This is a genomic window from uncultured Brachyspira sp. (assembly GCF_910578695.1).
Taxonomy (GTDB): domain Bacteria; phylum Spirochaetota; class Brachyspiria; order Brachyspirales; family Brachyspiraceae; genus Brachyspira.
The window spans coordinates 1-16133 of record NZ_CAJTQJ010000025.1 but is presented as its reverse complement, the minus strand read 5'-3'; the positions used below and the strand labels follow the sequence as shown (position 1 = coordinate 16133).

Genomic DNA, 16133 nt, shown 5'->3' with positions numbered 1-16133 from the left:
ATATATGCTTGAATAATATATTACAAATAAAAATATGAATTATAAAAAAGATGCCCCAAAATCATAAAACTTAATTTTGAAGCATCTTCAGTATTTATAGGAATATGTTATAAAACTAACTTTTAGATAATTCCTTATCTTCAGCCTTAACAGGCTTATTATAAGAAAATATCAAAGAGCCGTCATTAGCATCAACATCAATAGTATCTCCCTCTTCTATATTTCCGAATAATATTTCAGTACTTATATAATCCTCTATCTCTTTTTGTATAGCCCTTCTCAAACTTCTAGCACCATATTTCTTATCAAAGCCCTTATCTATAATATAACTTTTAGCCTCTTCGCTTAAATTAATAAACATATTTCTTTCTTTTATAGCTTCATTAAGTTCTTTAAGCATTATATTAATAATATCTTTCAAATCATCTTTACTTAAAGTATGGAATACTATAATATCATCTATTCTATTTAAAAATTCAGGATTGAAAGTCTGCTTTAATTCTTCCAAAGCAAAGTTTTTAATATCATTAGCATCTTTCTCATTTCCTACAGCATTAAACCCTAAAGAACTTCCTTTAATAATATCTCTAGCCCCCAAATTGCTTGTTATAATTATAATAGTATTAGAGAAATCAACCTTTCTTCCAAAATTATCTGTAAGCTGTCCCTCTTCAAGCACCTGCAAAAGTATATTAGTAACATCAGGATGAGCTTTTTCTATTTCATCAAATAATATAAGAGAATAAGGCTTTCTTCTCACTTTTTCAGTAAGTCCGCCCCCCTCTTCATAGCCTACATATCCCGGAGGAGCTCCTATAAGTCTGCTTACTGCAAATTTCTCCATAAACTCACTCATATCTATTCTTATAAGTGCATCGCTGTCTCCAAACATAAACTCTGAAAGAACTTTTGCTAAAGCAGTTTTACCTACACCTGTAGGACCTAAAAATATAAAACTTCCGAGAGGTCTTTTTGATGTTTTAATACCTGCTCTGCTTCTTCTTATAGCCTTTGATATAGAAGTTATAGCTTCTTTCTGCCCTACAACTTTTTTATGAAGCTCTTCTTCCATACCTATAAGTCTTTTGCTTTCTGAATTTAATAATCTCTTGATAGGTATATTAGTTATTTCTGATATAACATATCTTATATCATCTTCTTCAATAAAAGTTTCAATCTTATCTCTTTCTTCACGCCATTTCTCTTCTTTATTTAAAAGTTCTTCCTGTAACGAACTAATTTCATCTCTTATTTTGGCAGCCTCTTCAAAGTTTTGATTATCTACTACACTTTTCTTTTCTTCATTAAGTACTTCTATTCTCTTTTCTAAATCCTTAAATTCCTGAGGTCTTGTCATATTAAGAAGTCTGGCTCTTGAACCTGCCTCATCTATCAAATCTATAGCCTTATCAGGCAAATGTCTTTCAAAAATATATCTTTTACTTAAAAGAGCAGCAGCATTAATAGCCTCATCTGTATATTTTACCTTATGATGTTCTTCATATTTAGGTTTTATACCATTTAATATTTCTATAGTATCTTCTATGCTAGGCTCTTCTACATTAATAGGCTGAAATCTTCTTACTAAAGCACCGTCTTTTTCTATATACTTCTTATATTCATTGATTGTAGTAGCTCCTATACATTGAATTTCTCCTCTTGAAAGAGCAGGCTTAAGCATATTGGCAGCATCTAAAGCTCCTTCAGCACCTCCTGCACCAATTAATGTATGAAGTTCATCTATAAATACTATAATATTATTAGCTTTCTTTATTTCCAATACTATATTTTTTATTCTTTCTTCAAATTCTCCTCTATATTTTGTACCAGCAACCACTGAAGATAAATCAAGAGTAAGAACTCTCTTTTTAAGAAGTATATCAGGCACATCAGCAGATACTATTTTTTCTGCAAGTCCCTCAACTATGGCAGTTTTACCTACACCTGGCTCTCCTAATAATATAGGATTATTTTTCTTTCTTCTTGATAAAATCTGAACAACTCTCATAACCTCATTTTCTCTGCCTATAACTTTGTCCAAAGATTTATCTCTAGCCATTTTAGTTAGATCACGGGCAAATTGATCTAAAGTAGGAGTTTTAACTTTTTTAACATTATCATTTTTATTAGTTTGCTCTGAAGATGATATACTGCTTCCTGCTACGCCAAGCATTTTTAATATTTCCTGCCTCAATACTGTAAGTTCAAGCCCCATACTAGTAAGTACATTATAGGCTGTACCGCTTTCTTCTCTTAAAAGCCCCAAAAGAAGATGCTCTGTGCCTATATAATTATGACTTAAAGCTCTTGCCTCTTCAGCAGACTTGCTTATAAGTTTCTGTACTCTTGGAGCAGTAGGCAGAGTTCCAAATACTTTTGTAGTGGAAGATTTCACCATAGCAGATTCTAATTCTAACTTCAATCTGTCTAAATCTATTTTCAATCTCATTAAAACTCTTGTTGCTAAAGCCTCAGATTCATGCATTAAGCCTAAAAGTATATGTTCAGGCGTAACCATATCATGATTTAATCTTTTAGCTTCTTCCTGAGCATATAATTCTATAACTTTTTTTGCTTTACTTGTTAAATGAAATTGAAACATATTGTAATACTCCATATATGCAATTTTTCAGCACATATATAAAAAAATATTTTACTAATTATCGGATATAATAGAAATAGTATTATAAATAAAACTATGCATTAACATTATATAAAATAATGTTAATGCATAATTAAAAAATTTCTATTATAGATTTTAATTTTAAATAAAACTGCTATTAACTACATTTACTATAGTCTTAACAGTTTTATCAGATGATGCAGTATTAGTTTTAATAGAACTGCCCTTATCATTTACATAAAATAATGATAAAGTCAATATTAAAACTATTGCCAAAGATAGAGCCAATGATAATCTTACAGAACACATAAAAGCATATAATGGATTAAACTCTTTTTTTTTCATACTTTCCATCTTAGCCTTTTGAAACATATACTGCCATTCACTATCAGGCAAAGTCGGCAAATCAAAATAATGTCTTTTTTTTTCGATTTTGCTTTTAAATTGCATCATGCTGTGTAATTTCATAAAAGAGTCCTTTCTTTTTCTAAGAGCGATTTCATTTTCTTAAGAGCATAAGAATAATTACTCTTAGCCGAATCGCTTGATATATTTAATATATCTGCTATTTCTTTATATGAGTAATTCTCATAATACCTCAGTATAAAGACATCTCTCTGTTTTCCTTTTAATTTTTTAGAAGCACTGTATATTTTCTCCTGAAGATATATTCTTTCATATTCCTTTTCGGTATTATACCTCTTATCATCAACTATCTCCAGCTTTTCTAAATAAGGGGATTCTCTTCTGTATGCTTTAGAATACATATTTATAGCTGTATTGCTTATTATACGGTATAACCAGCCCTTGAAATAATTGCGTTCCTCATATCTGTCTATAGCTTTGTATACTCGTATCAATACATCTTGCGTTAAATCCATAGCATCTTCATAATTATGCATAAAGCGGTATGATAAATTAAATATATAGTTTTTATATCTTGTAAGTAATATATCTAATGCTTCTGCATCGCCTTTTTTATGTGCTTCTATTAATTCATAATCTTTTAATAATTCTTTTTCTTTAGTTATTATCATCTCTACAAACTCCAATTATTTACCTGTTCTAATAATAAATGTACATATACTATATATAACAAATAAATAAAAATAAAGTAAAATCAAGCCATAAATGATTCTTTAGAAAAATTTTTACTAGAATTATCTGTTTTTTTATCATCATTGCCCGAATTTACAAATTCCTTCTCACTAAATGCATTTTCTATATCATATTTAGTAAGAGTCAATGTATTTCCTGATACTCCGTCCAAATTAAAAAGTATATTAATCATAGCAGTTTCAACTATGCTTTTTAATGATCTAGCCCCCATATTCATAGAGGCAGCCTTATCAACTATGAAATTTACAGCATCTGATGTTACTGTTAATTTCTTACCTATACTCTTAAAAAATTCAGTATATTTTATGATAGGGGATTCTGAAGTTTTTGTCAAGATATCTTTTAAATTTTCTTTAGTAAGATCATTTAAAGTTACTATTATTGGTATTCTTCCTATAAACTCTGGTATCATACCGTATTTTTCTATATCTTTTACATCAACCTGACTCAATATTCTATTTTTATGAAGTTTATTAATAACAGCACTAGAGCCGAATCCCAAACTGCTTTCGCCTTTTAAACGCATTTTTATAATATCATCAAGTCCTACAAAAGCCCCGCCGAATATAAAAAGCATATTCTTAGTATTCATAAGTATGCCGTCGCTTGAATGCATCATTCTTCTATCGCCGAATTCAGGAACTCTTATATCTTCTCCATTCATCATAGAAAGAAGTGCCTCCTGAACTGCTTTATCAGAAGGATTGCCTGTTGTAGATTGATGAGCATCGGCTTTTGCTATTTTATCAACCTCATCTAAAAAGACTATGCCGTACTGAGCTTTATCCAAATCGCCGTTAGCCTTCCTATAAAGATTATAAAGAACAACCTCAACATCATCTCCGACATAGCCTGTCTCTGTAAGAGTTGTAACATCTGCCCTTGCAAAAGGCAAGCCCAATATATCTGCCAATGTCTTTACCAAATAAGTTTTACCTACCCCTGTAGGACCTATCATAAGAATATTTGACCTAAATGGTATATCTTTATTACCGTTTATTCTAAGACAATGCAGATAAGCATGCACCGCTAATGACTTTTTAGCTTCGTCCTGCCCTATAACTGTTTTATTTAACTCGGCAACTATTTCCTTAGGAGTTAGAATACTAGACTTAGAAGATTTTCCTGCATATTCTGATGAGTTTTTCTTGGCAGCTTCTTCATTATTTATAACATTATATATAATATCATAATTATCTTTTTCTAAAAATGCAAATATTACTTTAGAACTTACAAAGGTTATTAATGTATTTGTAATTTCAAATATTCCGCCGCTTGGATAAGGCTCATGAGATAAATTAAATATACCGCTGGAAATTAATTTACTATTACTATCAAAATAATGATACTTATTTATATAAATATCATTATTTAATGTTATAAGTTCTAATATACGCCTAATAGATATAGCAGACATTGAATCTCCGTAAATAGTATAAACTAATACAGAATACAATATATATCTTTCATCTAAATCCAAATTCTTCTCTGATATAAATCTTTCTATATTAAAATTATATTTTTTAAAAGCTGATATTTTTTTTAAATCACTTTTAAGCGAATTTGTAAGTATTTCTATTTCATTAACATTATTAATTATTTTTTCATTATTAGGAAGCATCTCATCATCATACCCTAAAGCCCTATCAATATTATTTGAAAGTCTTCTAGGCATATCATTACGGTCGGATATTAAATTTAATGTATAAACAATCTTTGTAACTATTTCAAAATATACTCTAAAAGCATTTTCTCTGCTGTCATATTTATTTGATGATTTTTTCTCATCACTATTGGCTTCATTTTCTTTCTTTTTTTTCCTCATAATTATAATTCTCCTAACAAATAACATTTCCTATTAAATCATATTCAGTATTATAAGTAATCTCAGCTTTCACTATATCTCCAATATTTATATTATAATTTTCATTTTCATTATAAATTTCAACAAATCCATCAACTTCAGGAGCATCATATATGCTTCTGCCTATAAATCTATTGTCATCTTCTTTTTTCTCTACCAATACATCTATAGTTTTTCCTATAAATCTTTCTAATCTTTTTTCGGATACTTCTATAGCAGTCTTCATAAGTTTTTCTCTAAGCATTAATTTTTTATTTTTTTTCATTTTGGGCTTATCTATAAGTAAAGCATCAGTATTTTCTTCCTCTGAATATATAAATACTCCTACCCTATCAAGCTCAGCATTCCTTACAAATTTTATTAACTTTTTAAATGACTCAGCAGTTTCTCCGGGAAAACCCACTATTAAAGAAGTTCTTATAACAGCATCATTATTATAGCTTCTTATCTTATTTATCATTTCTCTGTAAAATTTATAGCCCCTTGAACCTCTGTTCATATCTTTTAATATGCCTTTATCAATATGCTGCAATGGTATGTCAAAATAAGGTACAACTTTTTCTGTAGTAAAAAATGCTTCTATTATTTCATCATTTAAAATAACAGGATTTTGATAAAGCACTCTTATCCACTTAATACCTTCTACTTTTGAAAGTGCTTTTAATAAATCAGGCAAAGCAAGTTTTTTATATATATCATATCCGTAAAATGTTGTTTCCTGAGCTATCAAATTAATTTCCTTAGCTCCGTTTGCAGCATAATTTTCAGCTTCTTTTACTATATCTTCAATCTTCCTGCTTCTATGCTCGCCTCTGATTTTAGGTATAGCACAAAAACTGCAGTTTGCATGACAGCCGTCACTTATTCTTATATATACGCTATGTTTAGTACCTGTATTTACTCTATCTCCATACTCTTTATACTCAGTATTTTCTTTTGCATTATGAAAACCGTCTTTTTCTACAGCCTTTAATATATTTTCTAAATCATGTATGCCTATAGCCGAATCAACTTCCTTAAACATATCAAGAAAATTCTCTTTATATCTCTCACTCATACAGCCTGATACTATTAATCTCTTACATTTTCCATATTTTTTATAAATAGAATGATCAAATATAGCGTCAATAGATTCTTTTTTGGAATCCTCTATAAAAGCACATGTATTTACAATTATAATATCTGCATCTTCTGCATTATTAGTAATATTAAAGCCGTTTTTCTGCAATATAGCTAATATATGTTCTCCATCAACCGTATTCTTCTCGCATCCTAAACTATGTAAATATATGTTTTGCAAATTAATTATCCTTATTTTAAATATACATTGATTATAAAAAATTATTTTGTATCAAGCATAATAAGATTATATCTTGTAGAATCATTTAAATTCTTAACCCATTTTATAGTCTTATTAACAGTTTCGCCTGCATCTCCAGCATTAATAAGCTTTCCATTAACTTTAACTGCCACTTCGCCTGCATTACCAATAGTAAGCATAACAACATCTTTAGCCTCTAAATATAATGTTTTTCCGCTTAAAAGATTTGTAGTAGCAGGTCTGTTTGAATCTATAAAATATCTTATATATACAAAATGCTTAGCAGTTATCTCTATTCTAATATCAACCTTCTCTGTATCCTGTTCTATATAAGTTTCATCATTTATAACAAGAAGATTTGTAGATACTGTATTATTATAGTTAGTATTATTTAATTCTGCTGCATTAATATCATTATATTCTGTATTAACCATCTGATTTTCTTCAAGTCTTTCCATCTCTACAGTAGCCGAATTATCATAAACTTCTATAACACTTATTCTAAAATCATTTATTCCATTGCCATTTAAATCCGCTATTATAGGACTGCTTTTTGAAAATGATAAATCCTGTCCGTTTATATTAATATGAAGCACATTTCCTATACTGTTAAATTTTATTGCAGCTGATATTCCAAGAGGCTTAAAGTATATAATATCTCCAGACTTAACGCTTAGTCTAGCCTTGCTATCAACTATATTTTTTGATATTTCCGCTTTATTTCTGTTTTGCTTTTTACTGCCTGAAGAAAATAATCCCAATATATTTTTCCAATTGAATGCTATAACTGCTATAACAACTATAACAGCAAGTATAGTAATAATTGAAGGCATTACAGATTTATTTTTATTTCTTAATTTAGATAAATCCCTTCTTGCCATAAATAATAAATCAGCTTCAGCATTATTATTGATATTTATATTCTTATTTTTTTTATTTGTTTCTTTTATTGTTTTTTCTTCATCTTTTTTTGTATTGACTGCATCTTTTTTAGTATTTTCTTTTGTATTAGTTTCTTTTACTGCTTCTTTAGTGCTGCTTTGTTCTTTATTATCTTTATTATCCTTATTATAATTTGCCTGCTCCTTATTTTTCTTTACAGCTTTAATACCTTTAGCATTTTTTATAAAATCCTGTTCGGATTGTGTCCCGTTTTTCTGCAGATTATATCTTTCAAGCACCATATCAGCATCTAATGATAATTTATCGCTTAAATTTTTAATAAAGCCTTTTACATATATTTCGCCCGGAAGTACATCAAACTCTTCATTTTCCAAAGCCTTTATAAATTTAGCAACTATACGAGTAGCAGCTTCTAATTCTTCTATAGTAAGCCCTTTTTTCTCTCTGGCATTTTTTAATATTTGACCTATAGTTTCCATATAAATCCTTAACTTTAATTATTAGGAACCAAACCGTCTTTAAGCACCTGCATATCTTCTGGTATTTCCGGTTCAAAATCTTTATTGTTTTCCTCATACTGCGGATTATATCTAATAGAAGTAAATAAATATTCTACAGGAACATTAGTAGTAGTAATTCCCAATATTCTTATTATCATTCCTGCATCATCAACCCATAAATGTATTTTTGTAAATCCTGTTCTATCGACACTAGCCTGTTTGGAAGTTAAAAGCATATGATAAGCCTTTCTAGTATCATTTGCCGCATAAGAACTATTATATTTTGCTATGCCAAGCTCAGAATCATTAAAACTATTAATAGATACCAAATCTCTTTCATTATAAAAATCTATATTAAATTTAGTTGTTAATCTCATAATTCCGTCTGCTGTATATATAGAACCAGAACTGCCGTAATTTAATTTTTGCTCAGCTACTACATTATTTCTTGGAAATATTATCCATAAGGTTTCTCCATTACAATATACAGACTGTCCGTTTCCTCCGCTCGAATACCTTAATCTAAACAGATTAGGATTTTTGGTTATAACATTGCCTAAAGACACTTTTTCTCCGTTTCTCTCTACAAAATTGGCTGCAAATCCTTTTATACTTGAATATCTATTAGATATCATACTTACTACTTTTTCAGGAGTCATTATCTGCGTATAAGCTTGAATATTCAGCAGTATTATAAATAATAAAATTTTTTTCATATAGTTTTCTCTTTGTATTAAAATGCAAGATATTTTTTCATAATATTTTATGATATAATAAAAATCTATAAAAAACAAGTATTTTATTTTTTTATTTAAAACAAATAAATTCATAACAGTTTTTCATAGAAAATGAATATAAAATACATCGTTTTACTATAAAGATACTTTTTATTAAAGCTATGACAATAAAAATAAATGCTTCAAAATTATAAAATAGCGGTTTTTTATATTATTAATAAAAATTAATTCTGATTAGTTAATACAGCATTTACAAAATCAGAGTAATTAACATTAGCCAAATGATAAATATTCAAAAAGCCGTTAGTAGCCATTATGCTTGACGCTACAGCCGCCCTGTTTCCGCTTCTGCAATAGATAATATATTCTTTATTTTTATCAAGAAGATCTATTTTGCTTTTAAAATCTGTACTCATTACATCAATATTTATAGAATTAGGAACGCTTCCCGACATATATTCTTCTGCTGTTCTCACATCCAATAAAACTAAATTTTGAGATTTATTCATTAAATCCAATGCTTTTTCTATATTAATATCATTATAAGGTTTTTTAGAGCATGCAGTTATGTATATTAAAAGCAGCATAAAAACAGTAAAATATAATAAAATTCCTTTCATCTTTTCCCTTTATTTCTATTCATTTTATATATAATCATTTTTAATATAAAAATATTATGTTAATAATATAATATTTATATATTTTGTCAAACAATTTTTTATTATTGCTAATAAAAATTGTTTGTTAATCATTTCTGACATTTGCAAAATGGAGGAATAATTAAAATAATTTTAATATATTGAGTTTTAAGCTAGAAGTAACAAATTTTAGTTATTTAGTATATCCCCTTGTTTATTATAAACTCTAATTTTTATAATTATAAATTTACTAGTTCTTTATTTATCTTTATTAATGCCCGTTCTATTATATAATGATTAAAATCAATACTGTCTTTCATAGCTTCATATAATTTGAAAGAACTTACTATAGATTTATTCATTTCTTCATCTTTAAACTCAAAGCCCTCTGTTATAGCCTTTATAGTTTTCTGCATAGTAATTCCTAAAAATTCATTAACTTTGCTTATATTAAGTATTTTCATATCAGCTTCATCTAATTTTGAAATAAGTTTATCTACTTTTCTATGTCTTTTTAATTCATCATTAATTGTATAGCATAAATTTACTGCTTCTTCAACATAAGGTTTTAATGATATTATTTCTTTATCTATTTTTAATAATCCGTTTTTCAAACTTTCAAGTATTTTTGTTTTATCATCTATATTTGCATCATTTTTGTCTATATGTATATTTATGTCATCAAATTTATCAATAAGCTCCTGAAGTGTAATATTTTCCATTGCTTTTATTATAACTCCGCCTTCAGTAGCATTATAGAATTTTATTCTACTATTATTTATAGATTGAGATTCATACCAATTTCTATACATATCAAATCTTGAATCTGTAAATATCCTTTCACCATAAAAATTTTTTTCTTCTCTTAAATTTCCTGATACAAGTACTTTATATATTCTGCTGTCATAAGAATCTAGTTTTCCTATTTCGGTAAAGAAATTTTCTTCATGATAGCTTCCTTTTATATGCGTCTGATGATTAGGAAATGATAAATCCAAGCCAACCATTATTATAGGATTAGCCCCTATTCTCACAGCAAAATCATAAGCTGCAGTTGAAACGCTCCCTCCCATAGTAATATCGCCTCTATACCCTAAAGGCTTCATAAAATACTTCGCTAATGGAAATATTGAATCTATAAAATATACTGAGCCTTTAAATGATTCTATTGCCTCATGATCAACAGATGATTCCGATATTAATACAGTATTTTCAAAATTAATATTCCTAAAATATTTAGAGTTCTTCTTCTGCGGATCAATAGTAATAACAAAATGAGGAGATATTCCATATAATGATAAGGGCTTCATTGCAGTATCAACAGCTATTATAATTGCTTTATTTTTGATTTCTTTTAATTTTTTTATATTCTTTTCAAGCGAAGGACCTGCAGAAACTATAACAGCAGGAATATCTTTGAATTTATCAAAAAATCTATTAACTCCGTAATGAGTTGCAATTTCAACGGCATTAGAAGATATATTATAAGCCCAAAGTTTATCAAATCTTGAAATTGTATTTATATTTATAATTTTTTTATCTACTATTGATAATACCTTGCTTTGATAATGCTTAGCTTCATCAGAAAAAAGTGCTGCATAAGACCTTGTAATAAAAAATTTTACTTTTTTTGTTGTTGTTATAGATATAAACTTTTCTATATCACTATCATCATTGCCGCCTATAAAGAAAGTTATTTTATTATCTTCAAGTATCTTATCTAGTTTAAAGTTATTTATTAAAGTATTGAAAAAATTTATATCAGGCTCAATCACAGCAGCAGAAACATTCAATTTTCTAACAGCATTAATCAAATATCCTCCGCCTATTCCAAACACAAATACTAAATCCAAATCTTCATCATTTTCTATTTCTTTTACTAAAGTATCAGCCTCTTTTACAGGATCATAAGCACTATGAAGAAGTATCTGCTTTCCATTTTTTTGAACCTTTGCTGATGGCTTTTGAGATTTTGTTTCTATTATTTGTAAGGTTATATCTGATTGCTTAGCATTTTCAAGCATATTAATAAAATCATAAGGATATGCTTTGATATTTTTACTTACTGCTTCTAAATTTATTTTTTTTATTTCACTCATAATATATTATATAATTATTTCTTTATTAAATCTATATTTTATTTTTGTTAATTTTTGTTATCGGAGAGTTATAAAAAGAGTTTAACTATTTGTAAATAATATAATATTGGCTGTAATATTAACATATATTTTTATAATCTTTATATATTTAATTTTTATTATAATTATATTTTTTAAGATTTTCTTTCTATTATATAATTTGCTAATTCTATTAAAATATTTTTAGCTTCGCTTTCTTTATATGGTTTTAAATATTCAATAGATTTTTCAATTACTTTTTGAGCTTCTTTTTTTGCCCCTTCAAGTCCTAACTGCTTAACATAAGTAAGTTTTCCGTCTTTTTCATCTTTTCCTACAGTTTTACCTAAAGTTTCATTATCAGAAATAACATCAAGTATGTCATCTTGTATTTGAAAAGCAAGCCCTACAGCTTCGCCGTAATTTGTTATATTTTCCATATCATTTTCATTTATGTTTTCTGAGGCTATAGCTCCAAGTCTTACAGCTCCCCTAATCATAGCACCTGTTTTTTTGGAATGAAGTATTTTAAGCATATCAAAATTAATATCTTTCTCTTCATAATATAAATCTATAAACTGCCCCATAACCATACCGTTTATACCAGCTGCATAGCTTAATTCAAAAAGGAGTTTTCTTAATATGCTGTCTTTAACATCTGTTTTTGATAATAATTGAAATGCATAAGTTAAAAGTCCGTCTCCTATAAGTATAGCATTAGCCTCTCCGTATTTTATATGGGCTGTAGGCTTTCCTCTTCTTAAATCATCATTATCCATAGCAGGCAAATCATCATGAACTAAAGAATATGTATGTATAAGTTCCAATGCTAAAGCGGGCATCATAGCTTTTTTATAATCGCCGTTAAAAAGCTCGCATGCCAAAAATGTAAGTATAGGTCTCAATCTTTTTCCGCCTGCATTCAATGGATATTTAAGCATTTCTATAAAACTGTTTTCTAACTCTATGCTGCTTTTATCAAATATATTTTCAAGAGTATTATCAATTTCTTCAAGTCTTATATTCATATATTCTTTTAGATTCATTATTTTTATCCTGATTTTAATAATTTTGTTATATAATTCAGAGTATATAATAATAAAATAAAATGTAAAGTTATTAATAAATAAAAAAAGAACCGCTATAAAATACAAGCGGTTCTAAAATACTATAGAAGAAAAATTTATTTTTTTAATTAAAGTAATAAGTTAAGCCTGTAGCACCATTAAATATTAAAGAAGTGTTAGCCCAATTTTTCATACTGTCAGCTATACTAACTCCTCCTGTTTGAATTTCAAAATACCATTCTAAATTTTTAACAGGTCTTATATAAATCTCGCCATAAACTACATATCCCAAAGCAAAGAATGGAACTGTTCTCTTAGCAACAGCAGAAGCAGAAGTATATATATGTTTAGCATTTATCATAGTTAAAGACAAAGCAGGTTCAAGATAGAAACGTATATTTTCATCAAGAGAAGCAGCAGTAAAACCAACAGGCATAGCAATGCCTATTCTATAAGGCTCTACAGCATAGAAAGAACCTGGTATAGAAGCTATAAACCCACCTTGCATACCAGCTCCCGAATCAGGATCTCCATGACCTCCGGAAGCAGTACCAGCACCTGATTGGGGCCAGTATGGATTAAACCCTTTTGCAGTAATATTAAAATTATCAAATACTTTTGCATTATCAATAACATTCCCTTTTATAGTACTTCCTAATGCCTGATCATACTGTACTCTTAATATAGGTTCTATAAATACATTTTCTGTTTCTATTTTAAAATATATTCTAATCTGAGCTCCAACAGACTGCTGTCTTATATACTGTTTATTATCCTTAACATTTTCTATATATGCATTACCATAATTAAAATAAAATCTTAAATGGCTTAAAGCAGGTATTTCTCTGTCAAAATAATATCTTCCTTCAATAGCAGTAGAAACAACATAACTTCCCCTTAAATCAGTTTCTAATGCTTTGCTTTTTGAGCCTATACCTATAGAAACAGGTACATTTATTCTAAAGGCATCATTAAAAGCAGCAAAAGTTATTACAGGGGTATGAACCATATATGCATCATTTTTATATGTGAACTCATAACCTGCACCTATTCCCCAAAAATAAGCTTCATAACCTATGCCAGCAAGTACAGAAGGCACAAAAGAAATTACGGCATTTGTCTGCTGTACATTTTCTATATTATGTAAAATTATATCTGACAGACTATTTGCAGATGTTAATCCTACAGCCACTCTTATATTATCAGTACCATGAAGAACCCCTAATCTATCAGTTCTAACTCTTAATTGATTGCTATGTACTAAAAAATCAATAAAATTTTCTGCTGTATAATATGCATATAAATTTAAAGATACAAATATTGATATTAAAAATGATAAATATTTTTTCATAATGTATTTTCCTTATATATTTGATTAATTTTGAGGCTGTTGGAATAAATAATCTTTTGAATAATCTACTGATTCTTTTCCATCAGTTAGCCAATATAAATTAAATCTTCTAAATACTATGTCATAAGTATCAGTAAGACCTGCAGGAGCGTTATCAGGAGTTTCTTCTGTTAATGTAATAATAGTACCATCAGGCAGTACGCTGATAGTTGGATAACCAGAATATAAATTTTCTCCCCCAATTACAAGCTGTTTATCATAATGATATTTTCCTGTTAAAGAGGCTGTACCATTCTGAAATTCATTTTTAGTCATAAATATGTAATGATTTTTTCTATTTGGAAAATATCCTACAACTGACATATGACAATTTATAAGTAAAGCATATTTATTTTCCTTTATGTGCTTTCCATTAAATTCATATCTAACTAAATCAGCATTGCATCCTGGATCTATAACTTCATCATCTTTTACTCTGGTATAAACCCAACTTTTGCCTAAATCTGTACTTTTAGACCATGCCCTAGCTCCTAAAATTGTTCTGTGATTTAATAATATACTTCCATCTGACATTTCATATATTTTTGTTTCATCTATACTCTGCATAGTTCCTGTATTTCCATAACTTGTATTCCAACTTATTCCATCATTATCAGAAAATATTGTTGTTACAGATAAATCGCCTCTTTTATCCCACTGAAAATAAGCAAATATCAATCTTTTTTGCGAACTATTTTTTCCATGTCTTAATGTCAAACCTTGTCCTGATGCTCCAAATCCTTTATTAGCATTATTTACTTGCGTAGGCATAAATTCATAGCTTTTTGTCCAACTTAAGCCGTCATCAGTACTTCTATACAATACAGTTTTTCCCTGATTATTTCTTTGTATGCCGGGATTTTCTATTACACCTAAAATAATATCCCCATTATGACAATTAATAAAAAAAGCATCTCCATAAGAATCTGAACCGCTATCATCTTTTGATCCAGGACCTACAGTTATAGGCTTAGACCATGTTGAACCTAAATCAGTACTTCTTCTAAGAATAACATCTATTTTACTAGTTTTTCCTAAATCTTGAGTTTTATTGTATCTTCTATCTGTTGCTGCCAATATAGTACCTTTTTTTGTCACTATCAATGCGGGTATTCTGAAAAATTTAGAGCCAAAATCTCCTTTTTTGAATAATGTTATAGTATTTTCATTAGGATCATAAGGTTTATTTTGTTCTAATTGACTTAAAGAACCTTCAGGAAGCAGGTAGTTTAACCCTACTGTTTGACCTCCGCCTGTACCTTTTTTTACTCCATAACCTAAAGATTGAGGAAAGTACACATTACTGCATGATATTGCTATTAAAAAGCCTATCAATGCTAGTACAAATAATAGTTTTTTCATACTATACTCCTAACAATTTTTTTATATAAGCATTTCTGATAAATGCTGAATAATCTTGAAAAAAAATTGATTATAATGTAGTATGAATACTCATTAAAATTAAATTTATGATGGGAGAGATATTTTACACTGTGTAGTGTAGTGTAGTGTAGTGTAGTGTAGTGTCTTTTACTATATTTTGTTCACGCGAACAAATTAACAAAAACATATTAATTTAACTCCTTTTATATTTATAAATTAATCCGCGATTTGCACACGAGAACATTTATACCTAAAGTATAATAAATTTATAATTGATTTTCAAATTTATTACCAATTTTTTTATAAGTTTACTATAAAAAATTGAAAAATAATTCCATTATAATATATATTATATCTTTTATAATATATACTTTATCTTCACTTTAATAGAGTTTATCAATTTATAATTACAAAACATTTACTTTTATATCGTTTTTGTTATAATTCCTATATGATAAATATCAACAGAAT

The 16133-nt window shown here is 28.1% G+C and carries 12 protein-coding genes; all 12 read right to left on the bottom strand.

The window, feature by feature from the left end; all coding sequences use genetic code 11:
* Positions 1-115: 115 nt before the first annotated feature.
* Positions 116-2602 carry an ATP-dependent Clp protease ATP-binding subunit gene (locus QZ288_RS07825; protein ID WP_295157333.1) on the bottom strand — a complete coding sequence of 829 codons (2487 nt, stop codon included), beginning with the start codon at positions 2600-2602 and terminating at the stop codon, positions 116-118.
* 162 nt (positions 2603-2764) lie between these two features.
* Positions 2765-3091, bottom strand: a complete 327-nt coding sequence (locus QZ288_RS07820) for a hypothetical protein (RefSeq protein ID WP_295157330.1) — start codon at positions 3089-3091, stop codon at positions 2765-2767.
* On the bottom strand, positions 3088-3660 hold the full coding sequence (locus QZ288_RS07815) for an RNA polymerase sigma factor (protein ID WP_295157327.1): 573 nt from the start codon (positions 3658-3660) through the stop codon (positions 3088-3090). Before QZ288_RS07815 ends, QZ288_RS07820 begins: the two co-directional genes overlap by 4 nt.
* Before the next feature lie 83 nt (positions 3661-3743).
* Positions 3744-5567, bottom strand: coding sequence for an AAA family ATPase (locus QZ288_RS07810; protein ID WP_295157324.1), 1824 nt, complete (start codon positions 5565-5567; stop codon positions 3744-3746).
* Positions 5568-5580: 13 nt separating this feature from the next.
* Positions 5581-6906: a 30S ribosomal protein S12 methylthiotransferase RimO gene (gene rimO / locus QZ288_RS07805; RefSeq protein ID WP_295157322.1), complete on the bottom strand. Its 1326-nt coding sequence runs from the start codon at positions 6904-6906 to the stop codon at positions 5581-5583.
* A gap of 41 nt (positions 6907-6947) precedes the next feature.
* On the bottom strand, positions 6948-8309 hold the full coding sequence (locus tag QZ288_RS07800) for a helix-turn-helix domain-containing protein (protein ID WP_295157319.1): 1362 nt from the start codon (positions 8307-8309) through the stop codon (positions 6948-6950).
* A gap of 14 nt (positions 8310-8323) precedes the next feature.
* A complete protein-coding gene (locus QZ288_RS07795; protein WP_295157316.1) occupies positions 8324-9046 on the bottom strand; it encodes an outer membrane lipoprotein carrier protein LolA in 723 nt (240 codons plus the stop codon).
* A gap of 245 nt (positions 9047-9291) precedes the next feature.
* Positions 9292-9687 (bottom strand): rhodanese-like domain-containing protein, encoded by a 396-nt coding sequence (locus QZ288_RS07790; protein WP_295157313.1) that lies wholly within the window; start codon positions 9685-9687, stop codon positions 9292-9294.
* A 257-nt stretch (positions 9688-9944) separates the two neighbouring features.
* Positions 9945-11804, bottom strand: a complete 1860-nt coding sequence (locus tag QZ288_RS07785; protein ID WP_295157309.1) for a 6-hydroxymethylpterin diphosphokinase MptE-like protein — start codon at positions 11802-11804, stop codon at positions 9945-9947.
* 173 nt (positions 11805-11977) lie between these two features.
* Positions 11978-12868, bottom strand: a complete 891-nt coding sequence (locus QZ288_RS07780; protein ID WP_295157306.1) for a polyprenyl synthetase family protein — start codon at positions 12866-12868, stop codon at positions 11978-11980.
* 145 nt (positions 12869-13013) lie between these two features.
* Complete coding sequence (locus tag QZ288_RS07775) at positions 13014-14240, bottom strand: cell surface protein (protein ID WP_295157303.1); 1227 nt, start codon at positions 14238-14240, stop codon at positions 13014-13016.
* A gap of 24 nt (positions 14241-14264) precedes the next feature.
* Complete coding sequence (locus tag QZ288_RS07770) at positions 14265-15641, bottom strand: sialidase family protein (RefSeq protein ID WP_295157301.1); 1377 nt, start codon at positions 15639-15641, stop codon at positions 14265-14267.
* Positions 15642-16133 lie beyond the last annotated feature (492 nt).

What these genes read in the sequence shown, in the direction of transcription:
- QZ288_RS07825 (WP_295157333.1), bottom strand. Translation starts at nt 2,602, where the DNA reads ATGTTTCAATTTCATTTAACAAGTAAAGCAAAAAAAGTTATAGAATTA.
- QZ288_RS07820 (WP_295157330.1), bottom strand. Translation starts at nt 3,091, where the DNA reads ATGAAATTACACAGCATGATGCAATTTAAAAGCAAAATCGAAAAAAAA.
- QZ288_RS07815 (WP_295157327.1), bottom strand. Translation starts at nt 3,660, where the DNA reads ATGATAATAACTAAAGAAAAAGAATTATTAAAAGATTATGAATTAATA.
- QZ288_RS07810 (WP_295157324.1), bottom strand. Translation starts at nt 5,567, where the DNA reads ATGAGGAAAAAAAAGAAAGAAAATGAAGCCAATAGTGATGAGAAAAAA.
- QZ288_RS07800 (WP_295157319.1), bottom strand. Translation starts at nt 8,309, where the DNA reads ATGGAAACTATAGGTCAAATATTAAAAAATGCCAGAGAGAAAAAAGGG.
- QZ288_RS07795 (WP_295157316.1), bottom strand. Translation starts at nt 9,046, where the DNA reads ATGAAAAAAATTTTATTATTTATAATACTGCTGAATATTCAAGCTTAT.
- QZ288_RS07790 (WP_295157313.1), bottom strand. Translation starts at nt 9,687, where the DNA reads ATGAAAGGAATTTTATTATATTTTACTGTTTTTATGCTGCTTTTAATA.
- QZ288_RS07785 (WP_295157309.1), bottom strand. Translation starts at nt 11,804, where the DNA reads ATGAGTGAAATAAAAAAAATAAATTTAGAAGCAGTAAGTAAAAATATC.
- QZ288_RS07780 (WP_295157306.1), bottom strand. Translation starts at nt 12,868, where the DNA reads ATGAATCTAAAAGAATATATGAATATAAGACTTGAAGAAATTGATAAT.
- QZ288_RS07775 (WP_295157303.1), bottom strand. Translation starts at nt 14,240, where the DNA reads ATGAAAAAATATTTATCATTTTTAATATCAATATTTGTATCTTTAAAT.
- QZ288_RS07770 (WP_295157301.1), bottom strand. Translation starts at nt 15,641, where the DNA reads ATGAAAAAACTATTATTTGTACTAGCATTGATAGGCTTTTTAATAGCA.